Raw genomic sequence first — 24,230 nt, 5'->3', positions numbered from 1 at the left:
GGCACACTTGACGTCCAGGGACGTGCATCCACCGCCGGAGTTGCGGACAGGTTAGTCACGTCGAACGCCTGTCCGACCTACCGGGGATTCCATGAGCATGTTCATCCGCACCGCCCTCGCCATCGCATTGGCCGCTTCGGCCACTCCCGTGCTTGCACAGTCGGCCGGCCACTGGACGACCGGCTACGGCGCGGGCTATGTCTCGCCCAAGTCCGACAGCGGCAATTTCGGCGGCGCACGCGCCGAGATCAAGGGCGCGCCCGCGCTGTCGTTCACCTACGAATACTTCATCCGCAACAACCTCGGTATCGAGGTGCATGCCGCCGTGGCAGGCAAGCACGATCTCGAGCTGGAAGGCGTCGGCAAGGTGGGCAGCTATTGGTCGGTGCCGCCCAGCGTGTTGTTGCAGTACCACATCAATGGCTACGGCACGGTATCGCCGTTCGTGGGCGTGGGCATCAACTACACCACCTTCCTGGGCGAAGACACCGAGCAAGCGTTCGGCAATAGTGAGCTGCGGTTTGGCGACTCGGTCGGCGCCACCGCGCATGTCGGTGTGGACTTCATCTTCAACGACCGCAGCGGGCTGCGCGTGGATGCACGCTGGACCAATTCGCGCAGCAATGTCGATTTCAATGGCGCGCGGCTTGGCAAGGCGCGGGTCGATCCGTTGACCTATGGCATCTCGTACCTGGTCTATTACTGATCGCGCTGCCACCGTCGCGTTGATGCGCGGCGACGTGGCAACAACAGCCATCAAACCGTCCCGGACGGTTGCGTACAATCGGGGGATGAAGACGTTCTCCCCCTCTCTTGTTGTGCTTGCCGTGGCGCTGACCGCGGCCATCCAGCCCGTCACCGCGTTCGCCTGGGGCCCGCAGGGCCACCGTCTGGTGGCGCGCGTTGCCGAAACCGAATTGAGCCCGCAGGCGCGCGCGCAAGTGGCGCAATTGCTTGCCGGCGAGCCGGACCCGACATTGCATGGGGTCGCGAGCTGGGCCGATGAATTGCGCGAACACGATCCTGATCTGGGCAAGCGCTCGGGGCCGTGGCATTACGTCAACCTCGCCGAACACGACTGCGGCTATGCGCAGGCGCGCGATTGCCCGGATGGCAACTGCGTGATCGCCGCACTCGACCGCCAGACTGCCGTGCTTGCCGACCGTCGCCAGCCGCTGGACGCGCGCCGTCAGGCGTTGAAGTTTGTGGTGCATTTTGTCGGCGATATCCATCAGCCGATGCACGCCGGTTATGCGCACGACAAGGGCGGCAACGATTTCCAGCTGCAGGTCGACGGCAAGGGCAGCAACCTGCATGCGCTGTGGGATAGCGGCATGCTCAACGACCGCCACCTCAGCGACGATGCCTACCTGCAACGCCTGCTGGCGCTGCCTGCGGCCACGGCAGTCTCTCCCGCGCTGCCGCCGCCTGCTGCGGCCTGGGCGCAGGCGTCGTGCAAGATCGCCGTTACGCCGGGCGTGTATCCGGCAGCGCACGTGTTGCCGGCCAACTACATCGCCACCTATCGTCCGATTGCCGAGACGCAGTTGCGGCTGGCGGGCGACCGACTGGCCGCCGTCCTCAACGCCGCGTTGGCCACTCCCTAACGTGGAGACAGCGATGCAGCCCGAGGTTCTTGCGTTCTTCCATGCCGACAGCAGCACCTTCACCTACGTGGTCGCCGATACGGCGTCCGGCGCGGCGGCGGTGATCGACCCGGCCCTGGACTATGCAGCGGACACCGGCGCCATCAGGACCCACGCCGCGCAGGCCATCGTCGATGCCATCCGGCAACGCGGCTGGCACGTGCACTGGTTGCTGGAAACCCACGCGCATGCCGATCATCTGTCGGCCGCGCAGTGGTTGAAGCAACAGTGGCCCCAGGCGCGGGTCGGGATCGGCGAGGGAATTTGCCAGGTGCAGCAGACGCTGGCGCCGCGTTATGCGTTGCCGCAGCACTTTCGCCCCGATGGTTCGCAGTTTGACCATCTGTTTGCCGATGACGAACGCTTTCTGCTTGGCGGCATCGAGGTGCGCGTCATTGCGGTGCCCGGGCACACCAGCGACAGCATTGCGTATCTGATCGGCGATGCGCTGTTTCCCGGCGATTCGTTGTTCATGCCCGACGCGGGCACCGCGCGCTGCGATTTTCCCGGCGGCGATGCGCGACAGCTGTACGCATCGATCCAGCGCCTGTACGCACTTGCCGACGACACCCGCGTGTTCGTCTGCCATGACTATGGTCCCGGTGGCCGGGCGGTGGCGCATCAGACCACCATTGGCGAGCAGCGGCGCAGCAATGTCCATGTGCGCGATGGCGTCGATGTCGAAGCATTCGTTACCCAACGACAGGCACGCGACGCCACCCTGCCCGAGCCGAAACTGATCCGGCCGGCATTGCAGGCAAACCTTCAGGCGGGCCGTTGCGAGGACGTGGCTCCGTAGCGCCCGTTGGCGTTCGCCACGCCGGTCGGGCGCAGCCGCTATGATCGGTGCCTTCCCTCGGTTGGACATTCCCATGCGAACGATCGGTTTCTGGCAGCGCGCCCTGTGTGCGTTGATGCTCGCTTTGCCCGTCCTGGCCGCTGCGCAGACCCCGCCGGTCACCGTATTCGCCGCCGCCAGCCTCAAGGAGTCGATGGACGAGGCCGCCGCCGCTTACGAAAAAGCCTCCGGTACGCCGGTGCGGGTGTCGTATGCGGCGAGTTCCGCATTGGCGCGGCAGATCGAACAAGGCGCACCGGCGGATGTGTTTTTCTCGGCCGACCTGGAATGGATGGACTACCTGCAGCAGCGCGGCCTGGTCGTGCCGGCGCAGCGCCGTAACCTGCTCGGCAATACGCTGGTGCTGATCGCACCGGCCACCAGTAAGGTGCGGGTGGATCCACGCACACCCGGCGCCATCGTCAAGGCGCTTGGCGAGAATGGACGCCTGGCAGTGGGCCAGACCAACAGCGTGCCGGCCGGCAAATACGCCGCCGCCTCGCTGCGCAAACTGGGCCAGTGGGATGGGCTGAGCAACCGCCTGGCCGAATCGGAGAGCGTGCGCGCCGCGCTGATGCTGGTCTCGCGCGGCGAAGCGCCGCTGGGCATCGTCTATGGCTCGGACGCACGCGCCGACCCCAAGGTGCGCGTGGTCGCTACCTTCCCCGCAGACAGCCACGACGCCATCGTGTATCCGGTGGCGGTCCTGAAAAACAGCAGCACGCGCGATGCCGCCAAGTTCGTGCAGTGGCTGAGCAGCAAGCCGGCCAAGGCGATCTTCGTGCGTCGCGGCTTTTCGTTGAAGGATTGAGGCACGCCGCCTGTCGATGTTCACCGCTGAAGAAATCACCGCGATCGGCCTGAGCCTGAAGGTCGCGCTGGTTGCCGCCATCGCCAGCCTGCCGCCGGGCATCGCCTGCGGCTGGCTGCTGGCGCGGCGCCGCTTTCCGGGCAAGGCGCTGCTGGACGCATTGCTGCATCTGCCGCTGGTGATGCCGCCGGTGGTCACCGGGTATGCGTTGCTGGTGATGCTGGGCACACAGGGGCCGATCGGCAGCTGGCTGCTGGAACACCTCGGTGTGCAGTTTGCGTTTCGCTGGACCGGTGCAGCATTGGCCTGCGCGGTGATGGGATTTCCGTTGATGGTGCGCGCGATCCGGCTGTCGATCGAAGCCACCGACCGCCGCCTGGAAGCGGCCGCCGCAACCCTTGGCGCTGGCCCGTGGCGGGTATTTTTCAGCATCACCCTGCCGCTGGCGTGGCCGGGCCTGGTGGCCGGCATGGTGCTGGCGTTCGCCAAGGCGCTTGGCGAATTCGGCGCCACAATCACCTTCGTGTCGAATATCCCCGGCGAAACGCAGACGCTGTCGTCGGCCATCTACGGCTTGATGCAGGTGCCGGGCATGGAATCAGGCGTATGGCGCCTGGCCGGCGTGGCGCTGGCGATCTCGCTGGCGGCGCTGTTGTTGTCCGAGTGGTTGGTGCGCAGACAGTACCGTCGCGAGGACGAGTGATGCTGGATCTCGATCTGCAGCTGCAACGCGGCCATTTTCAGCGGCGCATCCGTATCCAGGACGACGCACGCGTGGTGGCATTGGTTGGCCCCTCCGGTGCCGGCAAGACCACCGTGCTCAATGCGATTGCCGGCCTGGTGCGCCCGCACGCCGGGCATATCCGCATCGATGGGCGCTGCCTGTTCGATCACGCGCTGGGCGTGGACGTGCCGACGCATCGACGCAGCATTGGCTATGTGTTTCAGGATGCGCGGCTGTTCCCGCATCTGGATGTGCGGCGCAACCTGCACTACGGTCGGCATGCGCGTGGTGCGGCGCCGTTCGGATTCGACGACGTGGTGGCCTTGCTTGGTATCGCCCCGCTGCTACACCGCCGCCCGCGCAACCTGTCCGGTGGTGAGGCGCAGCGTGTGGCCATCGGCCGCGCCTTGTTGTCGCAACCGGCCATCCTGTTGTTCGACGAACCGTTGTCTGCACTGGACCAGGCGCGCCGCGAAGAATTGATTCCTTACCTGCAGCGCGTGCGCGACGAGATCCGTCTGCCGATGCTGTACGTCAGCCACAACCCGGATGAAGTGCAGCGCATTGCCGACAGCGTGCATGTGTTGGAGTGAGACGGTGATAAGCGACAAGGCGGCGGTGCGGGCTGTCCGCTATATGCCGCCAGCACTCGTGTTGAGCCGACACCCATTACGGTGATCCGCGAGTTATCGTCTGCACGATGCAGATGATTGCCGCGCTATAGAGCGGCTTATGAAACGTAGCGAGCAGTCGTCAGGTAGGTGTGGACGGCGCGGAGGAACTGGAGTGTACGCGTGGTACATACCGCCGCGAGCACCGGACGCGCTCGCGGCGGTGAGCGCAGTCGTTTTGTTAGCTGCTCTTGGCTAAACCAGCGCCTCTAGGATGACCGTTTGAACATCACTGCTGCGCGACAGCTGTCACCACCCACGCCGAAATCAAGCGTCACAATCACGCCCCTTCATTGCGCAACCTTGCCGGTACGCACGCTCACCTTGCCTTGCCGCACTTCGAAGGTAAACGCGAACGACAACGTCACTGGTACCGGCTCCTCATGCGTCGCGCCGCTGCAATCATCCAACGCCGCAGGCTGTGCGACACCCGGTGCATACGTGCACAGTGCGGCCGGCACGAATTGCCAGTGCTGCACGGTTGTGCGCACAGCCTGCAGCAGGTCGGTGTTCTCCGGCAGTCGCCCGGCCACGCACTCGTCGCGATCGGACAGTGGGTCCACGCGTTGCACTGCGCCGTCGTCGGCAAGAATCACGTGTGCGCATACCGTGGTTGCCGACAAGGTCTGGCGTGGCGAATCGGCAGGCAGCATCGGGGTCTCGCTGCGCAAGGCGCGCGGCATGCGGAACCGCTGCGCTTCCGCCAGCGTGTACGAGGCTATCGCAGCAGCGCCACCACCACCTGATTGCGGCGGCAGCATGCGTTGATCTACCGAATCCTCACGCTGGCTACGCTCCTGCTCCGCCATGCGCTGCGTTGCACATCCGCACAGGCTCAGCGCGACGAGGCTGCACCATGCCAGACCGTACTTCATTGCAGTGCTCCTTTTTTTGCGCATCCTGTGGATGCCACGCAGTCATCGATGCGACTGGATTGCGACGCAAGGCGCTGGTCGCCGCCAACATCGCTGGATGCACCCGCCTGTTCCGGCGGATCCAGCTCGAACCGGACCGGCACACGTACCCGGGAAGCTACTGGCTTGCCGTCTGCAATCGCGGGCTTGAAGCGCCAGTGACGCGCTGCCTCTAGCACGGCCTGATCGAACACTCCGGCTGGCTGGCTGTGCACGATCACGACGTTGTCGGGTGCGCCGTTCGGGCTGACATCGATCTGCAACTCGACAAGGCCGGCAAGGTTTGCAGCGATCGCTTCGGCTGGATAGCGGGGCGGCGGCATCGTGCTGAAATCCACTGCATTACCTGGCGTCGGTGTCGCGCTCAGACGCGCAGGCTGGATGACCCAACAGGCAAGACTGGCGACGGTCACAAGCGAGACCACCATGCGCACGTTCCACCGTGCACGCCGCACCTCCAGCGCAGGCGCACGTAGCGCGGCAATGCGTTGCGTCAACGGATGCATCGCGGCCCAGTGGCACGCCAACGGCGACCATCTGTCGCCCAGTTGGCATTTGAGCATCGCCCCTGCATAGCTGCGACGCTTGTCCGGATGGCGCGCAAGCACAGCGGCATCGCACGCCAGCTCCTGATCCAGCCGGAATGCACGCCACGCTAGATGCAGGAGCGGATTGAACCAGCCCATGCACAGCAGCACGGTCGCCAGCAGGTTGGTATGCAGATCGCCACGGCGCAGATGCAGTCGCTCGTGGGCCAGGATCAACGCACGCTCGTCGGCGCTGTAGCGCGTGGTGAAATCCATCGGCAGCACAATCCGCGGACGCCAGAGTCCGAGCGAGGCCGGCAGACCGACATCATGCGTGGCCAGCCACAGCGTCTTGTCCAACGCATGCAGCGGACCGAGACTGCGCATGAAGCGCCGCTGGCCACGCCACATGATGACCGCGCTCAGTACGGCGCCCGCCAGCCACACCGCGACAAGCCACTGCTGCACACCTGGCGCGCCAGTGCCGGCATCTGATGCGAACGGGATGGCGGCCAGCGCCGGCAGCTGCACTACCACCGCACCCACTGACGGGCCAGGCAGTAATGCCGCCAGCAACGCGAGCGGTACGCTGGCCCAGAGTGCATAAGCTGCCGTGGCGCCCAGCCAGGTACGCAGTGGACGGCGCAGCAGTAGGCACGCCAGCAACGCAACCGTGGTGTAGAGCGTGGCGCGCAGCCACATCAGCGCATCAGGGCTCATCGTCCAACTCCTTGAGCAGACGCTTCAATTCGGCAACGTCGGAGGCGCTGAGCTTTCCGCGTTCGCTGAAGTGCGCCACCAGCGGCGCAACCCGCCCACCGAACAGACGTTGCAGCAGCCCTTCGCTTTGTTGCTGCACCCAGTGATCGCGCTGCAACAGCGGCGTGTAGAGGTATTTGCGCCCCTCTTTTTGCGCTGCGATGGCGCCCTTGTTGAGCAACCGGTTGAGCAAGGTCTTGACGGTGGGCTCGGCCCAATGGGTCTGCGCCAACGCGGCAACCACCTCGTCCGCCGTGCGCGGCGAATGGTCCCAGAGCACCTGCATCACCACCGCTTCCGCATCGCTGATCGTCATGCGATTACATCCGTAATTTTTATCGATTACAGCCGTGAACGCACGTCTTGTCAAGCGCGACTCGTACGTTTTGCGGTATCCACCAGCGCCGGCTTTGCCTGCACTGCAATTTTTTGGCATGCCTGTGGGCAGGTGTCTGCGTATGCGCGTCGACGCTCCGCAACATGCCCACCACATGGCTGCGCCGGGCCGCTATTTCAGCACTCCCTGCGAAACGCACGGGGCACCGGCCGTGGATCCCGAGCCAGACGCACGGCGCAACACCCGGATACTTCAGTCGGCGGAACTGTCCACAAATCGCACACTGACACGCAAGCCGCCGAGCGTTGGCGCGTCGTCCAGATGGACCTGTGCTGCGTGCGCCTGGGCAATGTCCTGCACGATCGAAAGACCCAGGCCGCTGCCTTCCACGCCGGTACCCAGCTCTCGATGGAAGCGGTCGAAGACACGTCCGCGCGCAGCTTCCGGGATACCCGGTCCGGAATCTTCCACGACCAACGTCGGCACCGGTTCGGCGTGTGTGCTGATCCGGATGCGGCCACCCGGCGGTGTGTAGCGCACCGCGTTTTCCAGCAGGTTACGCAACAGCAGCGACAGTGCGGATTCGTCTGCGAGCACCAGCACCGGCTGCAGTGCCAGCTCCACGTCTTGCTGTCGCTGCAACGCAACCGCCAACACGTCTTCGGATTCGCTGCGCACCAAGGTATCCAGGCTCACGCTGCGCCGTGGCAAGGCAGTGACTGCTTCGACCCGACTCAAGGCAAGCAATTGCGCCACCATGCGCTCGATGCGGAGCACATTGGCATCGAGTTGCTGCTGCGATTCGTCACGTTCCTGCGCGTCGGCGGCCAGGCGCAGATTGGCCGCATGCACTTTCAACGCCGCAATCGGTGTGCGCAGTTCGTGCGCAGCATCGGCGATGAAGCGACGTTCGCGCTCCAACCCTTCCTGCACGCGGTCCATCAACCCGTTGACCGCACGTACCAAGCCATGCACTTCGCGCGGCATGTGCTGCGGCTGCAGCGGCTGCAGACGCTTCGGGTCGCGTTCGCCAATCTCGTCGGAGACCCGTACCAGCGAGCGCGTGGCCCAGTTCACCACGGCCCAGATCAACAGCGCCATCAACGGCAATGCCATCAGCAACGGCAACAACGTGCCCAGCGCAATATCTTCGGCAAGCTCTTCGCGGATGTCGGCGCGTTCGGCCGATTGAAACCAACGCCCACCGGCCGAGTGCAACGTAAACGTACGCCATTGCCCATCGGGCAGTTGCACATCTGCATAGCCGGCGTGCAGCGGCGCCAGCGCCTGCGCAGGCGCACTGTCAGAGCGCAACAGCAACGCGCCGCCAGCATTGCGCACCTGAAACGCCAGTTTGGTTTCGTAGGCATGGCCGTCCTTGAACGCCAGCGCTTCACCCACGCCTTGCGCCTGCCCGTGCCATCCACGGATCACGATCGGCTCGCCCTGCGGCAGATCGCCCAAGGGCTCATCGACCAATGACACCAGCACGCGCGCCGATTGCACCAGGCGTGCATCGAACATTTCGCCAGCTTCCTGCAGGCCGGCGCGATAGCTGAAACCGGCTGCAGCCAACATCAGCAACGACAAAACGCCGAGCAAGGCCAGCAACAGCACGCGACGGATCGAATTCATTGCGGCGGCACGGCGGCGGCCTGGGCGGCCTGTTCGTCGAGCGCGTAACCGATGCCGCGCACGGTACGGATCAGCGCTGGCGAGAGTTTTCGACGCAGCTGATGCACGTGCACGTCCACTGCATTGCTTGCGACGTCTTCGTCCCATCCATAGAGATGTTGCTGGATGCGTTCGCGTCCGATGGGCCGACCGTGCTGCTCCATCAGCAGCCAAAGCAGGGCGAATTCGCGTCGGGTCAGATCCAGATCGCGGCCGTGCCAGCGCACCGACATCGCGGCCGGATCCAGCCGCAGCGCGCCGGCCTGCAAGGTGGGTTGCGCACGCCCGGCTGCACGTCGCAGCAGTGCGCGCGTTCGCGCCAGCAGCTCGTTGATATCAAAGGGCTTGCCAAGGTAATCGTCGGCGCCCACATCCAGGCCCAGCGCACGATCGGCGGCGCGCTCGCGTGCGCTGAGCACCAGGATCGGCGTATCCAGCGCGCGGGCGCGGGCGGTGCGAATGACCTCGATCCCATCCATGCGCGGCAACCCCAGGTCCAGGATCACCAGGTCCAGGGTGTTTTCCTGCAAGGCCATCAACGCACTGACACCGTCATGTACCCAGTCCACTGCATAGGCGGCGCGCCGCAAGGCGGTGCGGATGCCTTCGCCCAGCGAAAGATCGTCTTCGACCAACAAGATGCGCATGTGAAGCAGTCTGTAAGGCGGCTCAGTGCTTGGCAAGCTGCGCGCGCACATCTGCCAACTTGGCGGCCAGCTCCTTGCGGCGGCCGGCATCGGCAATCTGCCGGCCTGGTCTGGGCGCCGCAGCAGCGGCTTTCTCGAAGGCCTTTGCGGCACCGGCCCAATCCTTTTGATCACGCAGAAAATCGCCGACAAAATAATTGCTATCGAGTCCGTCCGGATCGATCGCCAGACCCTGATACAACAAGGTGCGCGCCTTGGCGTCGTCGCCGAATCCGATCGGCCAACCAGGCACCTGGTAATACAGCGCACCCAGGCTGGTGTAGGCCGCGCCATCGAGCGCGCGCGGTGCGCGCTTGATCGCCTCCTCGAAATCCGTGCGTGCGAGTTTGACCTGCGCCAATGCGCCCAGACCGCCTTTTTCGCCTGCCAGACTGGAGCGCACGATGCCGTCCCAGATCAAGGCATCGGCATCGTCCGGCAAGGCATGACGGACCTTCTCGCCTTGCTGCGCAAGCGCTTCCAGCGCCGCAACCCGCTCTGGTTTGGAAGTTTGGTAGGCGATCACCGCCCAGCGGTCCTGTAGCTGCGCCACCTGCGGCGCCAGACCGGCCGCCCAACTGGCACCGGTCGTCACCCACATCGCCAGTGCGGCCAAGATGCGCAGCTGACAGTCATTGCGATTCATGCGAAAGCTCCTGTGTGGCCGCCACGCTGCCGGGCTGCGCATGGCCGCGGATGAGGGGAAGTTGTTTGCGCAACGCACGGTCCACCAATTCGGGCAGCACACCGTTGAGCCGGGCAAATAGTTTTTCCGGCCAGCCCAACTGCCGACGCGCATCGCCACGCACAATCGACTGCAACAGCGCTGCCGCAACATCCTCCGCCCGGTCCACGGCCGTACCCAACGCCACGTTGAGCGCATCGACAGCGGCAGGATTGAAGCTGGTAGCAGTGGCACGCGGCGCCAGATACTGAAAGCGCACCTGCGTATCTGCATGTTCGCGGGCCAAGGCCTCGAACAGCCCGCGCAAACCGAATTTGCTAGCACTATAGGCTGCGAAACCGGCAAAACCGATGCTGCCGAACGTGGAACCGACCGCCACCATCGCCGCTTCCGGCTGCCTCAGGAAGACTGGCAGCAGCGCCTGCACCAGCAGCATGGGCGCGGTGAGGTTCAAATGCACCAACGCCTCCAGGGCGGCCGGATCCTGCTCCTGCAACAGCCCGAAGTGGCTTTGCGCATGCGCAAGGACCAGCACTGATGGTGCGGGCTGCAGCGCTTGTACCCGTGTCAGCAGCAACGCACGGCCCGCTGCGCTGGCGAGATCCGCCGCTACCGGCAGCACGCGACCAGCCGGCTGCATGTCGGCCAGGCGCTGCAAGGTCGCCGGCGTGCGCCCGACCGCCACCACCGTCGCACCCGCCTCGACCAGCTGCGCGCACAACGCGCTGCCGATACCGCCACTGGCCCCGGTGAGGATCACGCACCTGCCCCGAAGATCCATCACGCCGCCTCCGCCAGACGCACGCCATCGGCGCGCAAGGTGCGAAACAGGTCGCCGTACAACACGTAGAAGCGCTTGGCCGCATACACGACTGCTTGCTGGTCGAGCGGGTCGTCGAGGCGATTCATCAGGCCTTCGAAGAAACCGGCGTGCTCGATATCCAGATCGCCATGCGAGAGCAGGTAGCTGAAGGCGTTGCGCGGCAATTCCAGCGACTGGGCAATCTGATTGGCCGCGCGCGTAGCCAATGCCACGCTGGTGCCTTCCAGCACCAGCACCATGCCGAAGAAACCGACCGGGTTACCGCGCTGGATGGTGTCGTAGGCGTAGCTGACCATCAGTTCGGTTGCCAGCGACGGCCCGGCGAGCACGGTCGCCTCACGCGCCTGGCCGCACGCCACCAGATCGTCCAGGATCCACTCCTGATGGCCCATCTCTTCTTCGATGTATTCGCCGATGGCTTCGCGTAGCCATTCCAGCCGCGCCGGCAACCGCGCGCCGCAGGCCATCAGCAGCGGCACGGTATGCCGCACGTGGTGGTAGGCCTGCGCGAGAAACGCCACATAATCCTCGCGCGCAATCTGCCTGACGAGTGCGGCCTGGATGATCGGCACCTGCGTCATGCGTTCGCGCTCGGCCTGGGTCTGCGCCAGCAGGGATGTGTAGAAGGTCATGGTGAAACTCCGAGAGAAACAGTGGCCGGCCATCGATAGCTGCAATCGACGTCGGATTGGTAGCGCGCCAGGATTGCGTCGCGCCGGGGGCGGCCGTTGGCCGTGAGCAGGCCGTCATGTGCGCTGAAAGGAGCATCGGCGCGCACAAAACGCGCCACGCGTGCGTAGTCGGGCAAGCCGGCGTTGACCTCGGCCAGCGCCCGGGCGAGCGCCGCATCATTGGTATCGGGACGACGCGGCCACAGCACCGCGACGTTGTCGGCCTGCGCTTCGCCCCAGACGACGGCCTGGGCGAGTAACGGATGCTGCAGCAATTCGCTTTCCACCCACTCCGGCGAGACGTTACGACCGAACGCGGTGATAAAGACATGTTTGCGCCGCCCGGTGATATGGACGAACCCATCGCTGTCCACCCGCCCGAGATCGCCCGTGCGCACCGGTCCCGACGGCATCGGCTGTTCGCCCAGATAGCCCAGCGCATGCACGCCGGCGACGTGAATCTCGCCATGGACGATCTGCACCTGGGCGTGCGCCAGCGGCTGCCCGACGCTGCCTGGACGCAGCGCGCCGGGACGGTTGAGACAGACCACCGAGCCGCATTCGGTCAGCCCATAGCCTTCGAACACCGGCAGGCCCAACGCAGCGGCGCGCGCCAGCAGACTCGGGCCGATGTGGCCGCCGCCAACGGCGATATAGCGCAACGATGCAGGCAGCGCCACGCCCTGCTCCGCCGCACTGACCAATGCCAACAACAACTGCGGAACCAGGATCACGCTCTCCGGTTGATAACGCTGCAGGCACCGCAGCAGCGTCGGCACATCCAGCCCGCTGGCGCCGCTGTAGCCGATTTCCGCCAGCGACGGCAGCGCGACCTGCGCCCCGGACAGCAAGGTTGCGTAGAGCCCGGCGACGTTTTCCAGCAAGGTGGACAACGGCATCAGGCACAGATGCCGACGCGGCGAGATCGCGGCCGATGCATCCACCAACGCGCCGGCCACCGTCAACAGGCTGTCGGCCGACAGACACACGCCCTTGGGACGGCCGGTGGTGCCTGAGGTGTAGGTGATGCAGGCGGTGTCGGCCGGCAGCACGATGGTCTGCGCGAGCGCTTCCACCCGCCAGGCGCGCAGTGCATCGAACTGCAGCGCCGCCATCGCGCCATGGGTGCCTGGAGGCGCGGAGGCTGCCGCGTCGGTCACGACGCATTGCGCGCCGCTGGACATCAACGCGTGCACCACCTGCGCATCTGAGAAGAACGTCGGCAACGGTACGTGCACCGCATCGATCAGGCGCAGCGCAAGATCCAGGATCAACCAGCCCGGGCCGTTGTCCAGGCGGCTGGCCACACATGTCAGCCCTGCTGTCTGCAGGCGTGCGGCCAGCCCCACCACGGCATCGGACAGGTCCTGCGCATCCAGGCTGCCTGCGGCGGTCAGCACCCGCGGCGTATGGCCATGCAGGGCGCCGAGCAGCGCGGCGAACCGCGCGCTCATGCGCCTACTCCGGCCTGGCAAAGCGTCGTCTCGACACCCCAGCGCGCGGCCTGCGGATGCAGCGCCTGCCGCGCAAGCAGGAACGCATGACCGGCGACGACATCGCCGCACAGGACCTGTGGATGGGTGGCGTAGTAACTGCCCCACTCGGTGCCGTCGTCTTTCACACGCGACTGCAACGCTGGCGCCAGGGCCACCGGCTGCAGCTGCAGCCGATCGAAGGTATTGCGCAAGGTCCGGGTTGCGGTGAACAACACCCAACGTACGCCCGCGTGATGCAGCGCATGGGTCATCTGCGGGATCAGCGCGCGCGCACTGCCGGAGCTGATCGCGGCGAAGTTGCCGACTTCGGCCAAGCCCGAGCGCGCGACAGGCACCGCCATCCGCCCAGCCAGCGCCGACTCGGCTGGGCCATCCAGATATTGCTCCACAAACAGGCGACCGGCACTGCCAAGCCGCACGCCTACCGCCGCCAGCAGCACTCCATTGGTATCGCGATAGGCCAGCAGCTGCGGCAAGAAGCTACGCAGCTGCGCGCCATAGCGACGCAGATAGACCCCAGCGATAAACTGTTCCACCTCCTGGCGCTGTGCGTGCGTGGCCTCGACCAGGCTGGCACTGGCAAATCCATGGCGGGAGCAAAAACCAGCGGGGGTGGTTGAAGTGATCATGTTGCGCATCCTGGGCGCGCTCGATTACGTCACCATGAGCCAGTTGTTACCCAGTTGTAATTTCTGCAGAAGCGATTCGTTGCTTACTGTCGGGAGTCGCCCGACGACTGTCGGTGTCGCCACCACAGCGCTTTCGGCTACGCTCTCGCGCATGCCTACATACGTCACTGATCTGGACACTGCCGTCGCGCACATCCTGCAACGCATCGACGGCCCGTTGCGGGTGGGTGCACCGCTGGGCATCGGCAAGCCGCATCGGCTGTTGAATGCCTTGTACGCGCAGATCGAGAACACGCCCGCACGTCCGCTGGCGTTGTATACCGCGCTGTCGCTCAATCCACCCAGGCCGGGCAAGGGGCTTGAGGCGCGCTTTGCGGCTGGGTTTATCGCACGTCACTTCGGCGAGGACTTCCCGCGGCTTGCATATGTCGATGCCATGTTGCGCGATGCCTTACCGGCGCATGTGCAGGTGGAAGAGTTCTACATGCAGTCCGGCGGTCTGCTGCAGTCCACGCAGGCGCAAGCCGATTACACCAGCTTGAACTACACGCATGCCGCGGCCGCAGTGGCGCAGCGCGCGCCGAATCTGATCGTGCAGAAAGTCGCGCGCGAACCCGGTGGTACGCGGCTGTCGCTGTCGTGCAACAACGACATCACCCAGGACACGCTGGACGCCGTGCAGGCATTGGGCCTGCCACGCCCGCTGCTGGTGGCCGAAGTGGACCCGCAGCTGCCGTGGATGGGTGGCGCTGCCGCGGTGGATGCAGCGTTCTTCGATCTGATCATCGACCTGCCCGGCCCTTCGCCGCGTTTGTTCGGCCTGCCGCGGCAACCGGTGACGACCGTCGATTACGCCATCGGCCTGTATGCAAGCACGCTGGTGCGCGATGGCGGCACCTTGCAGATCGGCATCGGCACGCTGGCCGACGCATTGAGCCATGCTTTGGTGCTGCGGCATACCGACAATGCGACCTATCGCCGCGTGCTGCAGGCGCTGGATCCAACCCTGGAGGCGCACCCCAGCGTGCGTGCCAGCGGCGGCCTTGAGCCGTTTGCGATTGGCTTGTATGGCTGCAGCGAAATGCTCAACGAAGGCTTCAAGCAATTGGTGGACGGCGGCGTGATTCGTCGCAAGGTGCACGACGATCTACCGCTGATGCAGCGCATCGCCGATGGCAGCGCGGATGCCGCCGATCATGCGCGCCTGGCAAACGAAGGCGAGTTCCTGCATGGCGCGTTCTATCTCGGCTCGCCGGACTTCTATCAATGGCTGCGCGATCTGGATGCCGACACCCGCAATGCCATCGGCATGCGACGCATCAGCGAGATCAATCAGCTGTATGGCGGCAATGAAGCACTGGAGCGGCTGCAGCGCCGCGATGCACGCTTCTTCAATTCCTGCATGATGGCCACCGCGCTCGGTGCGGCGGTCTCCGACGGCCTGGAAGACGGTCGCGTGGTCTCCGGCGTCGGCGGGCAATACAACTTTGTCGCAATGGCGCACGCCCTGCCGCAGGCACGCAGCACCTTGATGCTGCGCGCCACCCGCGATGCCGGCGTAAAGACCGCCAGCAATGTGCGCTGGAGTTACGGCCACATCACGATTCCCCGCCATCTGCGCGACATCTACATCACCGAGTACGGCATCGCCGATCTGCGCCACAAGACCGATCAGGAGTGCGTGCTGGAAATGGCCGGCATCTGCGATGCGCGCTTTCAGGACGCGCTGCTTGCGCAGGCCGCCCAGTCACGCAAGCTGCGCACGGCACCTGTGCTGCCAGCCCGCGCACAACGCAACACGCCCGACGCGCTTGAACAGGCGATGGCGCCATTTCGACGCGATGGCAGCCTGCCCGATTATCCGCTTGGCAGCGATTTCACCGCGGTCGAACAACGCTTGCTACGCGCACTGACATGGCTCAAACGTGCCACCGCCAGCAAGGGCGCGATGCTGGCGACGCTGGCGCGTGCGGTGACATCGCGCGCTACCGACACGGCCGACGACGCGGCCTGCCTGCAGCGCATGGCATTGGACACACCGCGCACGATTGGGGAGCGTATCCAGGCACGATTGCTGGCCTATGCGCTGCGCCAAACAACACCACGATGAAACTAATCATTTAGAGCAGCTAACAGAACTACTGTGCGGCCGCCAGGCGGGCGCGGTCGGTGCTCGGTGCGGCATGTACCACTCGTACCCTGCGGCTCTGCGCGCGCCGTCCACACCCACCTGATGACTGCTCGCTACGTTGTGTCAGCCACTCTAGTGATTCACTGGATTCACCTGCACGTCTCGAAGCGACTGACGCACGACGGCAACACTGCGGAAAGATGCGCGTCAAGCTGCGCCCGGATGATGGCGGCCACCTTGTTTCCTGGCGTCGCCGCATGGGTTTTGTTCCGGCTTTTTCCGCACGTTGTTCAGCCATTCACCGCAAAGCGAAGCAGTCGCGCATCGAACGAAGCAAGCTGCCGCACGCTGCACTGTTTGCTGCCTTGATCACCAGCAATCTTGCGGTAGCTGCTGCGCCGCGCCTCACCGATCTGCAGTACGTCGGCAGCCACAACAGCTACCACGCCGGGTTTGCACCCAGCGAAGCCACACTGCTTAAACAGCTCAATCCCGCGTTGTTCGCGGCACTGGATTACCGCCATCCGCCGCTGACGCAACAACTGGACGATGGCGTCAGGCAACTGGAACTGGACGTGTTTGCCGACGCCCAGGGTGGTCGCTACGCACACCCGGCGATCGCCGCGCAGATTGCCAAGGCCGGGCTGCCGCCAGCACCGGCCAGCGCACCCGCGGGCGTGATGGACACACCCGGCTTCAAGGTCCTGCACGTGCAGGACGTGGATCAACGCAGCAACTGCCAGCCGCTGATCGCCTGCCTGCAACAGGTGCGCGCCTGGTCCAGGCAACACCCCGGGCACGTGCCGATCTTCATCCTGCTGGAAACCAAGCAAGCGCCTGTGCAGCTGGGCTTTCCCAGCGTGCAGCCTGAGCCGTTCGATGCAAAGGCCATGGATGCATTGGATGCAGAACTGCGCTCGGTCTTTCGACCGGGCGAATACGTCAGCCCCGACCAGGTGCGTGGCAGCGCGCGCACGCTCAACGCGGCGGTGCTTGCGCATGGCTGGCCCTCGTTGGCCGAGACGCGCGGCAAGGTGGTGTTTCTGCTCGACCAACGTACCGCCGGTGCGAGCTATCTGCCGGGGCATCCGTCGCTGCGTGGCCGGGTCTGTTTCACCAATGCCGTGCCTGGCGAAGATGATGCCGCATTCACCGAACTCAACGACGGGCCTGCCGACACGATCACGCAGCTGGTAAAGGCCGGCTACCTTGTGCGCACGCGAACCGATGCAGACCTCAAAGAAGCACAGCAACACGACACCACCCGCCGCGATAGCATGCTGGCCAGTGGTGCGCAGTTGCTGAGCACCGACTTTCCCGCGCACGAGCCGGCCAATACCGGTTACGAGGTGCGCTTGGATGGCGATGCGGTGGCGCGCTGCAATCCGCAGCGGCCGCCAACGCGCTGCAAGGGCGTCGATCTAAGTCACTGATCTGCGCCACTGGCGTTGGCGCACATCGCATAGATGCACACAGACCCGCCGCAATGGAAGGCATCGGCACTGCACGCCTGCGCCCGCGTCACGGCCAGGCGGCCCCTTTCACTGACACGAGTCCCCCGCATGCACACTCCCCGCACCCTCCATCGCCTGAGCTGCGCCATCGCATTGGTGCTGTCTGCACCCGTATTGGCCGAGACGCCCGAGCTGGCCACCACCACGCTGGATTCGGTGAACGTGCAGGCCAAGCATGCCGCCACGCCCGGCTCGCTCAACGAGCAACGCCTGTCCAGCAGCGTCAACAGCGTGATGAGCAAGCAGCAGATCGACGCCATCCCTTCGGGCGGCATCGCCGATGTCGTGGCGCATCTGCCGGGTCTGTCGTCGTACAGCGATATGCATCTGGGCCAGGCCACCACTGGCGAGAACGCCTACGTCAGCATCCGCGGCATGGACGCCAGCTACAACGCGTACACGCTCAACGGCTTCGGCATGCCGGAAACCGATGCGTCGACGCGCGCGATCTCATTGAACATGCTGGCGCCGTTCGGTATCCAGTCGGTGCAGGTGTCCAAGTCGCCCACACCCGACATGCCCGGCGATGCGATTGGCGGCGCGATCGACATGCGTACGCCCAACGCGTTCGATTTCGACCAGGACGTGTATGCCAAGAGCACCGCGCAAGGGCAGCTCAACACGCTGGCCTCGCACCTGGGCGGCAAGCACACCGGCGGCACGTTCCAGCAGGAAATCGCCTGGAAATTCGGTAGCGACCATGCGTTTGGCGTCTACGCATCGGCCTATTACGGCAAGAACAACAACATGGCACAGGCACCGGCGCCCAACAGCAAATATGTGCCGGCCGATCCCGCGCTGGCCAATGCAACCGATCTGCGCGCTGTCGGCCCGTTGATCAGCACGCGCTACAAATACAGCGTGTACACCAGTCAGATCGAACGCTATGGCGGCAACCTGTCGATCGATTGGCAAGGCGACACCAGTGCGCTCTATGCGCGCGCCATCTATGGCAGCTACGGCGTCACCGGGCAGCAGGATCAATCCAGTGCGCGCCTGGAAACCTATCTCAACCAACCCACGGCGGTGCGCGGCGGCTATTTCAATACCCACGACATCGACGAGAAGCTGGCGACCCTGCAGCTTGGCGGGCAGACCACATTGGACCGTTTGCGCTTGGACTACGGCGCTTCGGTGGGGCGTGGTACGCGCAGCCGGCCGGATTATGTGTCGGCCAGTCTGTATGGCTTTACCCCGGGCAGCTTCGCCTTCGACCTCAGCGACCCGACCTACCCCGGCATCGGCCCCAGTTCGGCGGCATTGAAGGACTTCTTCTACAACCTGGATTCGTCGCTGCTGTGGAAAGTGCAAGGCCACGATGCCGGCAGTCACGACAACCGCATCAATGCGCATACCGATATCACCTACCAGGTCGATGGCGATGTGCTGGACAGCGTCAAGGTCGGCCTGTCTGCCGATCACTCCGACCGCGGCGCCTACGATCACCCGTTCTTCCACAAGGACGGCAACTTCGTCACCAACGGGCCGTACTTCGGTGGCCCCAATTACGCCTTCCCCACCGCTGGCGGACCGCCGCTGAGCGCCATTCCCGGCCGTCTTACCTACAACACCTTCGATGGGCACTACGCAGGCCCGTTCAAACTGCTGGATCGCAACTGGATGCGCGCGCAAGCCCTGCCCTACAAATACATCGACGACCCGAACGGTGTGGGCATCTATACCGCCAACGACTACAACGCCAACACCACCTCCAGCACCGAAGCGATCTATTCGGGCTACGCGATGGCCGCGCTGCACATCGGCCAGGTCAGCATCCTGCCCGGCGTGCGCTATGAGTTGACCCGCTACTCGGCCGATTCCTGGCAATCCAGCGGCGACGGCAACAGCGGCAATTTCGTCAGCACCGGCAGCACCTATGGGCAAGTGTTGCCCGGCATCAGCATCAACTATCGGCCCGACGATCTCACCGTCTACCGCGCCTCGCTGCGCCGCAGTTTCAGCCGCCCGGCCTTTGGCCTGATTTCCGGCGAGACGGTGTACACCATCGACGACACCCAGCGCGTGGTCGGCATTTCCAAACCCAACCCCGATTTGCAGCCGAGCAAGGCCGACAACGCCGATCTGTCCGCCGAGTTCTACGACCACAACGGCGGCGTGCTCAGCGCCTCGACCTACTACAAGCGCATCACCGGCTTCATCTACACCTCGCAGTCGGCCACCAGCAACGACAACACGCTCGGCGGATTGGTGCCCACTGGCACCACCTTCGAAAACGGCGTGCCGGTGACCATGCCGCAGAACGGCGGCACCGCCACGCTGTACGGGCTAGAGCTGGCCGGCAGCAAGCGTTTGCAGAATTTGCCGGGGATCTGGAGCAACCTTGGCGTCACCGCCAACCTCACCCTGCAGCGCAGCGAAGCGGACAGCAAACGGGCCGATCAGCCGGAAAAAACCTGGTTACCGCGTGCACCCGAGCGCATCTACAACCTGGATCTGTTCTACGACGATGCGCACCTGCGTGCAGACCTGAGCTACCACTACACCGGCCTGCAATTGCTGGGGCTGACCAGCGACCGGCTCAATTACTACCTACAGCCGGTCAAGTCACTGGACTTCAGCGCCACCTATCACCTGCCGCACCACGTCGACGTGGGCGTGTCGGCCAAGAACCTGCTCAATGTCGCCACGTTCTACGAAACCCAGGGCAAGTCCGATCGCTACATGGCCTACGACCCCGGCGCCGATGGCGCTTATGTGCAGACCGGGCGGGCGTACCTGCTGACAGTGGGCTATACCTACTGACGACAAAGTGCGTGCGGCACGCGGCCAGGTGCGTGCGCTCGGACGTGGGCGCACAAATCATCGGCCGATTGTCTGCGGATGACGCAGGCGGTCGATTTCCGGCAGATGGAGCGGACTTGCACATGCACACCTGTCCGCGACACCACGCGTAACGTGGCGGTGTCGCGCAGGCGGTCGCGCAACGCAGCACCGTATCGTCGTGATTGGCCACTGGCCGCAGCGACACCACATCTCAAGTCAGTCGGCGTGCAGCCATTTCACGCAGAGAGCGCAGCCCGGTCGGGCAAGGTGCGCGCATGCCTTTCCCGGATCTGCACATGCCATCACGCTCTTACGCTCGCGTTTGTTTGCTCGCTCTGTCGTTGAGCGCTTCGCTGTCTGCGCTGGCACAGGCACAGCAACCCGCGCCTGCCGCAGCACCTGTGCCGACGGCTACGCCTGCCGCAAAGGCCGTCGCGACCGGCGCACGCTCGGATCTGCATGCACAGGTGCTGCTGGACCGCGCGCATTTTTCGCCGGGGCAGATCGATGGCGAACGCGGCTCGAATCAAAAGCGCGCGGTGTCCGGGTTTCAGGCCGCGCACAACATCAAGGTGACCGGCGAACTGGACGACGCCACCTGGCAGGCACTGCAGGCCGACAGCACGCCGGCGCTGGTGCAATACACACTTACCGATGCCGACGTTGCCGGCCCGTTCCAGCCAATTCCCAAGGGTCCCGCAGAGCAAGCCAAGCTGCCTTCGCTTGGCTATACCTCAGTGGATGAGTCACTGGGCGAGCGCTTCCACGCCGACCCGGCGCTGCTACGCCAGCTCAACCCCGGCGTAGATCTCGGCAAGGCCGGCGGCGTGATCCAGGTTCCCAACATCGACGGCGTTGCGCCGCTGGCCAAACCGGCCAAACTGGTCGTGGACAAATCCGACTCGACGCTGCGCCTGTTCGATGCCGACGGTAAGGTCTATGCGCAGTTCCCGGTGTCGTCGGGCAGCAAGCACGATCCATTGCCGATCGGGCGCTGGAAGATCCTGGGCATCTCGCGCGAACCGGTGTTCAAGTACAACCCCAAGCTGTTCTGGGACGCGAAAAAAGGCGATCAAAAAGCCACCTTGCCGGCAGGCCCGAACAATCCGGTTGGCCGGGTGTGGATCGACCTGTCCAAACCGCATTACGGTCTGCACGGTACGCCGGAGCCCGGCCATGTCGGCAAGACCGAATCGCACGGCTGCGTGCGTCTGACCAATTGGGACGTGGTCAATCTGGCCAGCGTGGTCGGCCCGTCTGTTCCGGTGGTGATGCAGGAGTAAGCATGAAACTGCTGATGATTCTGGTTGCAGGCGTGGCAATCGGTGCAGGCGGCTATTGGTGGCTGGAACGCGGCGCGCCGGAGGCAACAGTCACGCCGTCGGCGAGTGCGGCGACGGTGGTTGCGCAGCCCACCGACCAGACAGTCGCCGCGGTGTCCGCTGCGCAACCTGCAGCATCGATGCCAGCCGACGCTGCAATTGCGGAGCCTAGCCCGGCGACAACTGCACCTGCACCACCGGCTTCTACTCCGGCAGCCAATACGACATCAGCGGGCAGCGGTCTGCTGATCCCGGTACAGGGCATCGACCGCAGCAAATTGCAGGACACCTTCACCGACGCACGCAGCGAAGGCCGCGTGCATGACGCCATCGATATCCTGGCGCCGGCCGGCACGCCGGTACTTGCGGTGGCAGATGGCACGGTCGAAAAACTGTTCGACAGCGAACGCGGTGGGCTGACCGTGTACCAGTTCGAGCCCGGCGGCTCCTACTGTTACTACTACGCGCATCTGGAACGCTACGCCGATGGTTTGGCCGAAAAACAGTCCATCAAACGTGGCCAGGTCATCGGCTATGTCGGCAGTACCGGCAATGCCAATCCGGCCGCACCGCATCTGCACTTCGAGATCCATCGCCTGGGACCGGAAAAGCAGTGGTGGAAGGGAGAGGCGTTGAATCCCTATCCCGTCCTGCATGGCGATCAGCCCCAGCAGTGAGGCAACGACGCAACGCCCGGCATACATCGCCGCGCATCGTCATCGCGCTCACCGCAGTGCACTGGCTTGCAAGCGGCGATGCCGTCGAACGGCATCGCCGCACTGTCTGACTCATCAAATCAGATCAACATCCCGCCCGAAACCTCGATGCGCTGTGCATTGACCCATCCGGTACCGGGTGCGAGCAACGCCGCCACCACCGGTCCGATGTCGTCCGGCAGGCCCGGCCGGCCCAGTGCGGTGACCGAGGACACCATCGCATTGACCTGCGCGTTGTCGCGCACGCTGCCGCCATTGAAGTCGGTCTCAATGGCGCCCGGCGCCAACGTATTTGCGCGAATGCCACGTGCGCCCAACTCTTTTGCAAGATAGCGGGTGAACACTTCCACCCCGCCCTTCATCATCGCGTAGGCGGACGAACCCGGCAGCGCGAAGCGCGCGAGGCCACTCGACACGTTGAGGATGCGCCCGCCATCGGCGATCAGCGGTAGCAGCGTCTGGGTGAGAAAGTACGGCCCCTTGAGATGGATATCCACCAGCGCATCGAACTGCACGGGCGTGGTATCGGCAATGGCCGCATGCAATCCGGTGCCGGCATTGTTGACCAAGGCATCGAACTGCGTGCGCCCCCAATCGGCGAGCACGTCCTTCAGCTGCGCGGCGAATGCGCTGAAGGTCTCGGCCTGCGCAACATCCAGCGGCAACGCATGCGTGCGCCGGCCCAGTGCCTGGATTTCGGCCACCACGGTGGCGGCTTCGTCGGCCTGGCTGCGGTAGGTCAGCACGATATCGTTGCCTGCGGCAGCGAGCGCAAGCGCGGCATTGCGGCCCAGGCCGCGACTGCCGCCAGTGATCAAGGTGATGGGTGGGGTGGTGGTCGACATCGGCACGCTCCGTAGTGGGTGTGACCCAGGCTATTGCGCTTGCTGCGCTACATAAATCGGCTCACGCTGATTGCACCGTTCAAGATAATCGACCAATCGATGGACATCATAGAATCCTTACGCGCCTTTTTGCGCGTTGCCGAGCTGGGCAGTTTCACCCGCGCTGCCGACACCCTTGGCCTACCCAAGGCCAGTGTCTCCACCGCCGTGCAGCAGCTGGAAGCATCTCTCGGCACACAGCTTTTGCATCGCACCACACGCCGTGTGCAACTCACCGGCGACGGCGCGGCGTTCTATCAGCGCAGCCGCGACCTGCTCGACGACATGGACGAGTTGCACAGCATGTTTCAGCGCGAGCATGGGCAGCTGCGCGGTCGCCTTCGCGTGGATATGTCGGCGGGCATCGCGCGTCATTTCGTGATCCCCGCCCTGCCCGCGTTCCTGGCACGGCACCCACAACTGGAAGTGGAAATCAGCGGCACCGACCGCCGCGTGGATGTGGTGCGCGAGGGGTTCGACTGCGTGCTGCGTGTGGGCACGCTGGAAGACACCAGCCTGGTCGCACGCCCGCTGGGCGCGTTCCGCATCGTCAGCTGCGCCAGCGCCGAGTATCTTGCGCGCCGCGGCATGCCAACGTGCCTGGACGATCTGGCGCAGCACGATCTGGTGCATTACGTGCCGACGCTTGGGCAGCGCTCGCCCGGCTTCGAGTATCACGATGGCCAGCGCTACCAACTGCTGCCCATGCGCGGCCCGGTGACGGTCAACAATGGCGATGCGTATCTGGCCGCCGCATTGGCAGGGCTGGGCATCATCCAGGCACCGGCCAGCCCGTTACGCCCGCATCTGGACAGCGGCGCACTGATCGAAGTGCTGGCCGATCTGGCACCCGAGCCGATGCCGGTCACGTTGCTCTACGCACAACGCCGCCATCTGCCGCAGCGCGTACGCGCCTTCATGGACTGGGTAGCCGAAGTGATGGCACCGCAGTTGCAGCCGTTGTTGCCTTGAGAGAGTGCGATTGCGA

23 protein-coding genes and 2 other RNA genes are annotated in these 24,230 nt (G+C 64.7%); 13 read left to right on the top strand and 12 right to left on the bottom strand.

Annotated features, from left to right (window positions below):
• Window positions 1-91: 91 nt before the first annotated feature.
• The 6 genes from ABQZ00_RS02870 to ABQZ00_RS02845 all read left to right on the top strand — a co-directional run bounded on the left by ABQZ00_RS02870 (window position 92) and on the right by ABQZ00_RS02845 (window position 4,612).
• A complete protein-coding gene (locus tag ABQZ00_RS02870) occupies window positions 92-706 on the top strand; it encodes an OmpW/AlkL family protein (RefSeq protein WP_323516441.1) in 615 nt (204 codons plus the stop codon).
• Window positions 707-728: 22 nt separating this feature from the next.
• Window positions 729-1,607, top strand: a complete 879-nt coding sequence (locus ABQZ00_RS02865; protein WP_503064263.1) for a S1/P1 nuclease — start codon at window positions 729-731, stop codon at window positions 1,605-1,607.
• 13 nt (window positions 1,608-1,620) lie between these two features.
• Window positions 1,621-2,445 (top strand): MBL fold metallo-hydrolase, encoded by an 825-nt coding sequence (locus ABQZ00_RS02860; RefSeq protein WP_323537645.1) that lies wholly within the window; start codon window positions 1,621-1,623, stop codon window positions 2,443-2,445.
• A gap of 73 nt (window positions 2,446-2,518) precedes the next feature.
• Window positions 2,519-3,295: a molybdate ABC transporter substrate-binding protein gene (modA, locus tag ABQZ00_RS02855; RefSeq protein ID WP_115559121.1), complete on the top strand. Its 777-nt coding sequence runs from the start codon at window positions 2,519-2,521 to the stop codon at window positions 3,293-3,295.
• Window positions 3,296-3,311: 16 nt separating this feature from the next.
• Entirely contained in the window at window positions 3,312-3,998 is a 687-nt protein-coding gene (modB, locus tag ABQZ00_RS02850; RefSeq protein ID WP_193589405.1) for a molybdate ABC transporter permease subunit, read from the top strand.
• A complete protein-coding gene (locus tag ABQZ00_RS02845; RefSeq protein WP_323537646.1) occupies window positions 3,998-4,612 on the top strand; it encodes a molybdenum ABC transporter ATP-binding protein in 615 nt (204 codons plus the stop codon). The genes modB and ABQZ00_RS02845 overlap by 1 nt, the downstream gene beginning before the upstream one ends.
• 134 nt (window positions 4,613-4,746) lie before the next feature.
• Here the strand turns inward: ABQZ00_RS02845 and ABQZ00_RS02840 are convergent.
• From ABQZ00_RS02840 to ABQZ00_RS02790, 11 genes are all read right to left on the bottom strand, one after another.
• A non-coding RNA gene (locus ABQZ00_RS02840) (sX9 sRNA) lies at window positions 4,747-4,822 on the bottom strand.
• Between the two features lie 158 nt (window positions 4,823-4,980).
• On the bottom strand, window positions 4,981-5,565 hold the full coding sequence (locus ABQZ00_RS02835) for a hypothetical protein (protein WP_323537647.1): 585 nt from the start codon (window positions 5,563-5,565) through the stop codon (window positions 4,981-4,983).
• On the bottom strand, window positions 5,562-6,851 hold the full coding sequence (locus ABQZ00_RS02830; RefSeq protein ID WP_323537648.1) for a TonB family protein: 1,290 nt from the start codon (window positions 6,849-6,851) through the stop codon (window positions 5,562-5,564). Before ABQZ00_RS02830 ends, ABQZ00_RS02835 begins: the two co-directional genes overlap by 4 nt.
• Window positions 6,841-7,206 carry a BlaI/MecI/CopY family transcriptional regulator gene (locus ABQZ00_RS02825; protein ID WP_323537649.1) on the bottom strand — a complete coding sequence of 122 codons (366 nt, stop codon included), beginning with the start codon at window positions 7,204-7,206 and terminating at the stop codon, window positions 6,841-6,843. Before ABQZ00_RS02825 ends, ABQZ00_RS02830 begins: the two co-directional genes overlap by 11 nt.
• 273 nt (window positions 7,207-7,479) lie before the next feature.
• Window positions 7,480-8,841 carry an ATP-binding protein gene (locus ABQZ00_RS02820; protein ID WP_323537916.1) on the bottom strand — a complete coding sequence of 454 codons (1,362 nt, stop codon included), beginning with the start codon at window positions 8,839-8,841 and terminating at the stop codon, window positions 7,480-7,482.
• Between the two features lie 17 nt (window positions 8,842-8,858).
• Window positions 8,859-9,548, bottom strand: a complete 690-nt coding sequence (locus ABQZ00_RS02815) for a response regulator transcription factor (RefSeq protein WP_323537650.1) — start codon at window positions 9,546-9,548, stop codon at window positions 8,859-8,861.
• Window positions 9,549-9,570: 22 nt separating this feature from the next.
• Window positions 9,571-10,233, bottom strand: a complete 663-nt coding sequence (locus ABQZ00_RS02810; protein WP_323537651.1) for a hypothetical protein — start codon at window positions 10,231-10,233, stop codon at window positions 9,571-9,573.
• A complete protein-coding gene (locus ABQZ00_RS02805) occupies window positions 10,220-11,053 on the bottom strand; it encodes an SDR family oxidoreductase (RefSeq protein WP_323537652.1) in 834 nt (277 codons plus the stop codon). Before ABQZ00_RS02805 ends, ABQZ00_RS02810 begins: the two co-directional genes overlap by 14 nt.
• Window positions 11,053-11,727 (bottom strand): iron-containing redox enzyme family protein, encoded by a 675-nt coding sequence (locus tag ABQZ00_RS02800; protein WP_323537653.1) that lies wholly within the window; start codon window positions 11,725-11,727, stop codon window positions 11,053-11,055. Before ABQZ00_RS02800 ends, ABQZ00_RS02805 begins: the two co-directional genes overlap by 1 nt.
• Window positions 11,724-13,220 carry an AMP-binding protein gene (locus ABQZ00_RS02795; protein ID WP_323537654.1) on the bottom strand — a complete coding sequence of 499 codons (1,497 nt, stop codon included), beginning with the start codon at window positions 13,218-13,220 and terminating at the stop codon, window positions 11,724-11,726. The genes ABQZ00_RS02800 and ABQZ00_RS02795 overlap by 4 nt, the downstream gene beginning before the upstream one ends.
• Window positions 13,217-13,900 (bottom strand): thermostable hemolysin, encoded by a 684-nt coding sequence (locus tag ABQZ00_RS02790; protein WP_503064232.1) that lies wholly within the window; start codon window positions 13,898-13,900, stop codon window positions 13,217-13,219. The genes ABQZ00_RS02795 and ABQZ00_RS02790 overlap by 4 nt, the downstream gene beginning before the upstream one ends.
• 142 nt (window positions 13,901-14,042) lie before the next feature.
• Here ABQZ00_RS02790 and ABQZ00_RS02785 point away from each other — a divergent pair, with 142 nt between their 5' ends.
• The 6 genes from ABQZ00_RS02785 (at window position 14,043) to ABQZ00_RS02760 (ending at window position 22,319) form a co-directional block, all read left to right on the top strand.
• Window positions 14,043-16,001: an acetyl-CoA hydrolase/transferase C-terminal domain-containing protein gene (locus ABQZ00_RS02785; protein WP_323537656.1), complete on the top strand. Its 1,959-nt coding sequence runs from the start codon at window positions 14,043-14,045 to the stop codon at window positions 15,999-16,001.
• A 73-nt stretch (window positions 16,002-16,074) separates the two neighbouring features.
• Window positions 16,075-16,151: non-coding RNA, sX9 sRNA (locus tag ABQZ00_RS02780), on the top strand.
• 128 nt (window positions 16,152-16,279) lie between these two features.
• On the top strand, window positions 16,280-17,455 hold the full coding sequence (locus tag ABQZ00_RS02775; protein ID WP_323537657.1) for a phosphatidylinositol-specific phospholipase C1-like protein: 1,176 nt from the start codon (window positions 16,280-16,282) through the stop codon (window positions 17,453-17,455).
• Between the two features lie 129 nt (window positions 17,456-17,584).
• Window positions 17,585-20,299, top strand: coding sequence for a TonB-dependent receptor (locus ABQZ00_RS02770; protein ID WP_323537658.1), 2,715 nt, complete (start codon window positions 17,585-17,587; stop codon window positions 20,297-20,299).
• A 374-nt stretch (window positions 20,300-20,673) separates the two neighbouring features.
• On the top strand, window positions 20,674-21,603 hold the full coding sequence (locus tag ABQZ00_RS02765) for a L,D-transpeptidase family protein (RefSeq protein ID WP_323537917.1): 930 nt from the start codon (window positions 20,674-20,676) through the stop codon (window positions 21,601-21,603).
• 2 nt (window positions 21,604-21,605) lie between these two features.
• Complete coding sequence (locus ABQZ00_RS02760) at window positions 21,606-22,319, top strand: M23 family metallopeptidase (RefSeq protein ID WP_323537659.1); 714 nt, start codon at window positions 21,606-21,608, stop codon at window positions 22,317-22,319.
• A 119-nt stretch (window positions 22,320-22,438) separates the two neighbouring features.
• Here the strand turns inward: ABQZ00_RS02760 and ABQZ00_RS02755 are convergent, their stop codons facing one another.
• Complete coding sequence (locus ABQZ00_RS02755; RefSeq protein WP_323537660.1) at window positions 22,439-23,203, bottom strand: SDR family NAD(P)-dependent oxidoreductase; 765 nt, start codon at window positions 23,201-23,203, stop codon at window positions 22,439-22,441.
• Window positions 23,204-23,236: 33 nt separating this feature from the next.
• On the opposite strand from ABQZ00_RS02755, the gene ABQZ00_RS02750 reads away from it, so the two are divergent.
• Entirely contained in the window at window positions 23,237-24,214 is a 978-nt protein-coding gene (locus ABQZ00_RS02750) for a LysR family transcriptional regulator (RefSeq protein WP_323537661.1), read from the top strand.
• Window positions 24,215-24,230: the final 16 nt, after the last annotated feature.

Source organism: Xanthomonas sp. WHRI 10204 (genome assembly GCF_040202875.1).
Classification (GTDB): domain Bacteria; phylum Pseudomonadota; class Gammaproteobacteria; order Xanthomonadales; family Xanthomonadaceae; genus Xanthomonas.
This window is presented reverse-complemented; position numbering and strand designations above follow the sequence as displayed.

Coding starts and splice junctions, on each gene's coding strand:
- ABQZ00_RS02870 (WP_323516441.1), top strand. CDS start 92: ATGAGCATGTTCATCCGCACCGCCCTCGCCATCGCATTGGCCGCTTCG.
- ABQZ00_RS02865 (WP_503064263.1), top strand. CDS start 729: ATGCGCGGCGACGTGGCAACAACAGCCATCAAACCGTCCCGGACGGTT.
- ABQZ00_RS02860 (WP_323537645.1), top strand. CDS start 1,621: ATGCAGCCCGAGGTTCTTGCGTTCTTCCATGCCGACAGCAGCACCTTC.
- modA (WP_115559121.1), top strand. CDS start 2,519: ATGCGAACGATCGGTTTCTGGCAGCGCGCCCTGTGTGCGTTGATGCTC.
- modB (WP_193589405.1), top strand. CDS start 3,312: ATGTTCACCGCTGAAGAAATCACCGCGATCGGCCTGAGCCTGAAGGTC.
- ABQZ00_RS02845 (WP_323537646.1), top strand. CDS start 3,998: ATGCTGGATCTCGATCTGCAGCTGCAACGCGGCCATTTTCAGCGGCGC.
- ABQZ00_RS02835 (WP_323537647.1), bottom strand. CDS start 5,565: ATGAAGTACGGTCTGGCATGGTGCAGCCTCGTCGCGCTGAGCCTGTGC.
- ABQZ00_RS02830 (WP_323537648.1), bottom strand. CDS start 6,851: ATGAGCCCTGATGCGCTGATGTGGCTGCGCGCCACGCTCTACACCACG.
- ABQZ00_RS02825 (WP_323537649.1), bottom strand. CDS start 7,206: ATGACGATCAGCGATGCGGAAGCGGTGGTGATGCAGGTGCTCTGGGAC.
- ABQZ00_RS02815 (WP_323537650.1), bottom strand. CDS start 9,548: ATGCGCATCTTGTTGGTCGAAGACGATCTTTCGCTGGGCGAAGGCATC.
- ABQZ00_RS02810 (WP_323537651.1), bottom strand. CDS start 10,233: ATGAATCGCAATGACTGTCAGCTGCGCATCTTGGCCGCACTGGCGATG.
- ABQZ00_RS02805 (WP_323537652.1), bottom strand. CDS start 11,053: ATGGATCTTCGGGGCAGGTGCGTGATCCTCACCGGGGCCAGTGGCGGT.
- ABQZ00_RS02800 (WP_323537653.1), bottom strand. CDS start 11,727: ATGACCTTCTACACATCCCTGCTGGCGCAGACCCAGGCCGAGCGCGAA.
- ABQZ00_RS02795 (WP_323537654.1), bottom strand. CDS start 13,220: ATGAGCGCGCGGTTCGCCGCGCTGCTCGGCGCCCTGCATGGCCATACG.
- ABQZ00_RS02790 (WP_503064232.1), bottom strand. CDS start 13,900: ATGCGCAACATGATCACTTCAACCACCCCCGCTGGTTTTTGCTCCCGC.
- ABQZ00_RS02785 (WP_323537656.1), top strand. CDS start 14,043: ATGCCTACATACGTCACTGATCTGGACACTGCCGTCGCGCACATCCTG.
- ABQZ00_RS02775 (WP_323537657.1), top strand. CDS start 16,280: ATGGGTTTTGTTCCGGCTTTTTCCGCACGTTGTTCAGCCATTCACCGC.
- ABQZ00_RS02770 (WP_323537658.1), top strand. CDS start 17,585: ATGCACACTCCCCGCACCCTCCATCGCCTGAGCTGCGCCATCGCATTG.
- ABQZ00_RS02760 (WP_323537659.1), top strand. CDS start 21,606: ATGAAACTGCTGATGATTCTGGTTGCAGGCGTGGCAATCGGTGCAGGC.
- ABQZ00_RS02755 (WP_323537660.1), bottom strand. CDS start 23,203: ATGTCGACCACCACCCCACCCATCACCTTGATCACTGGCGGCAGTCGC.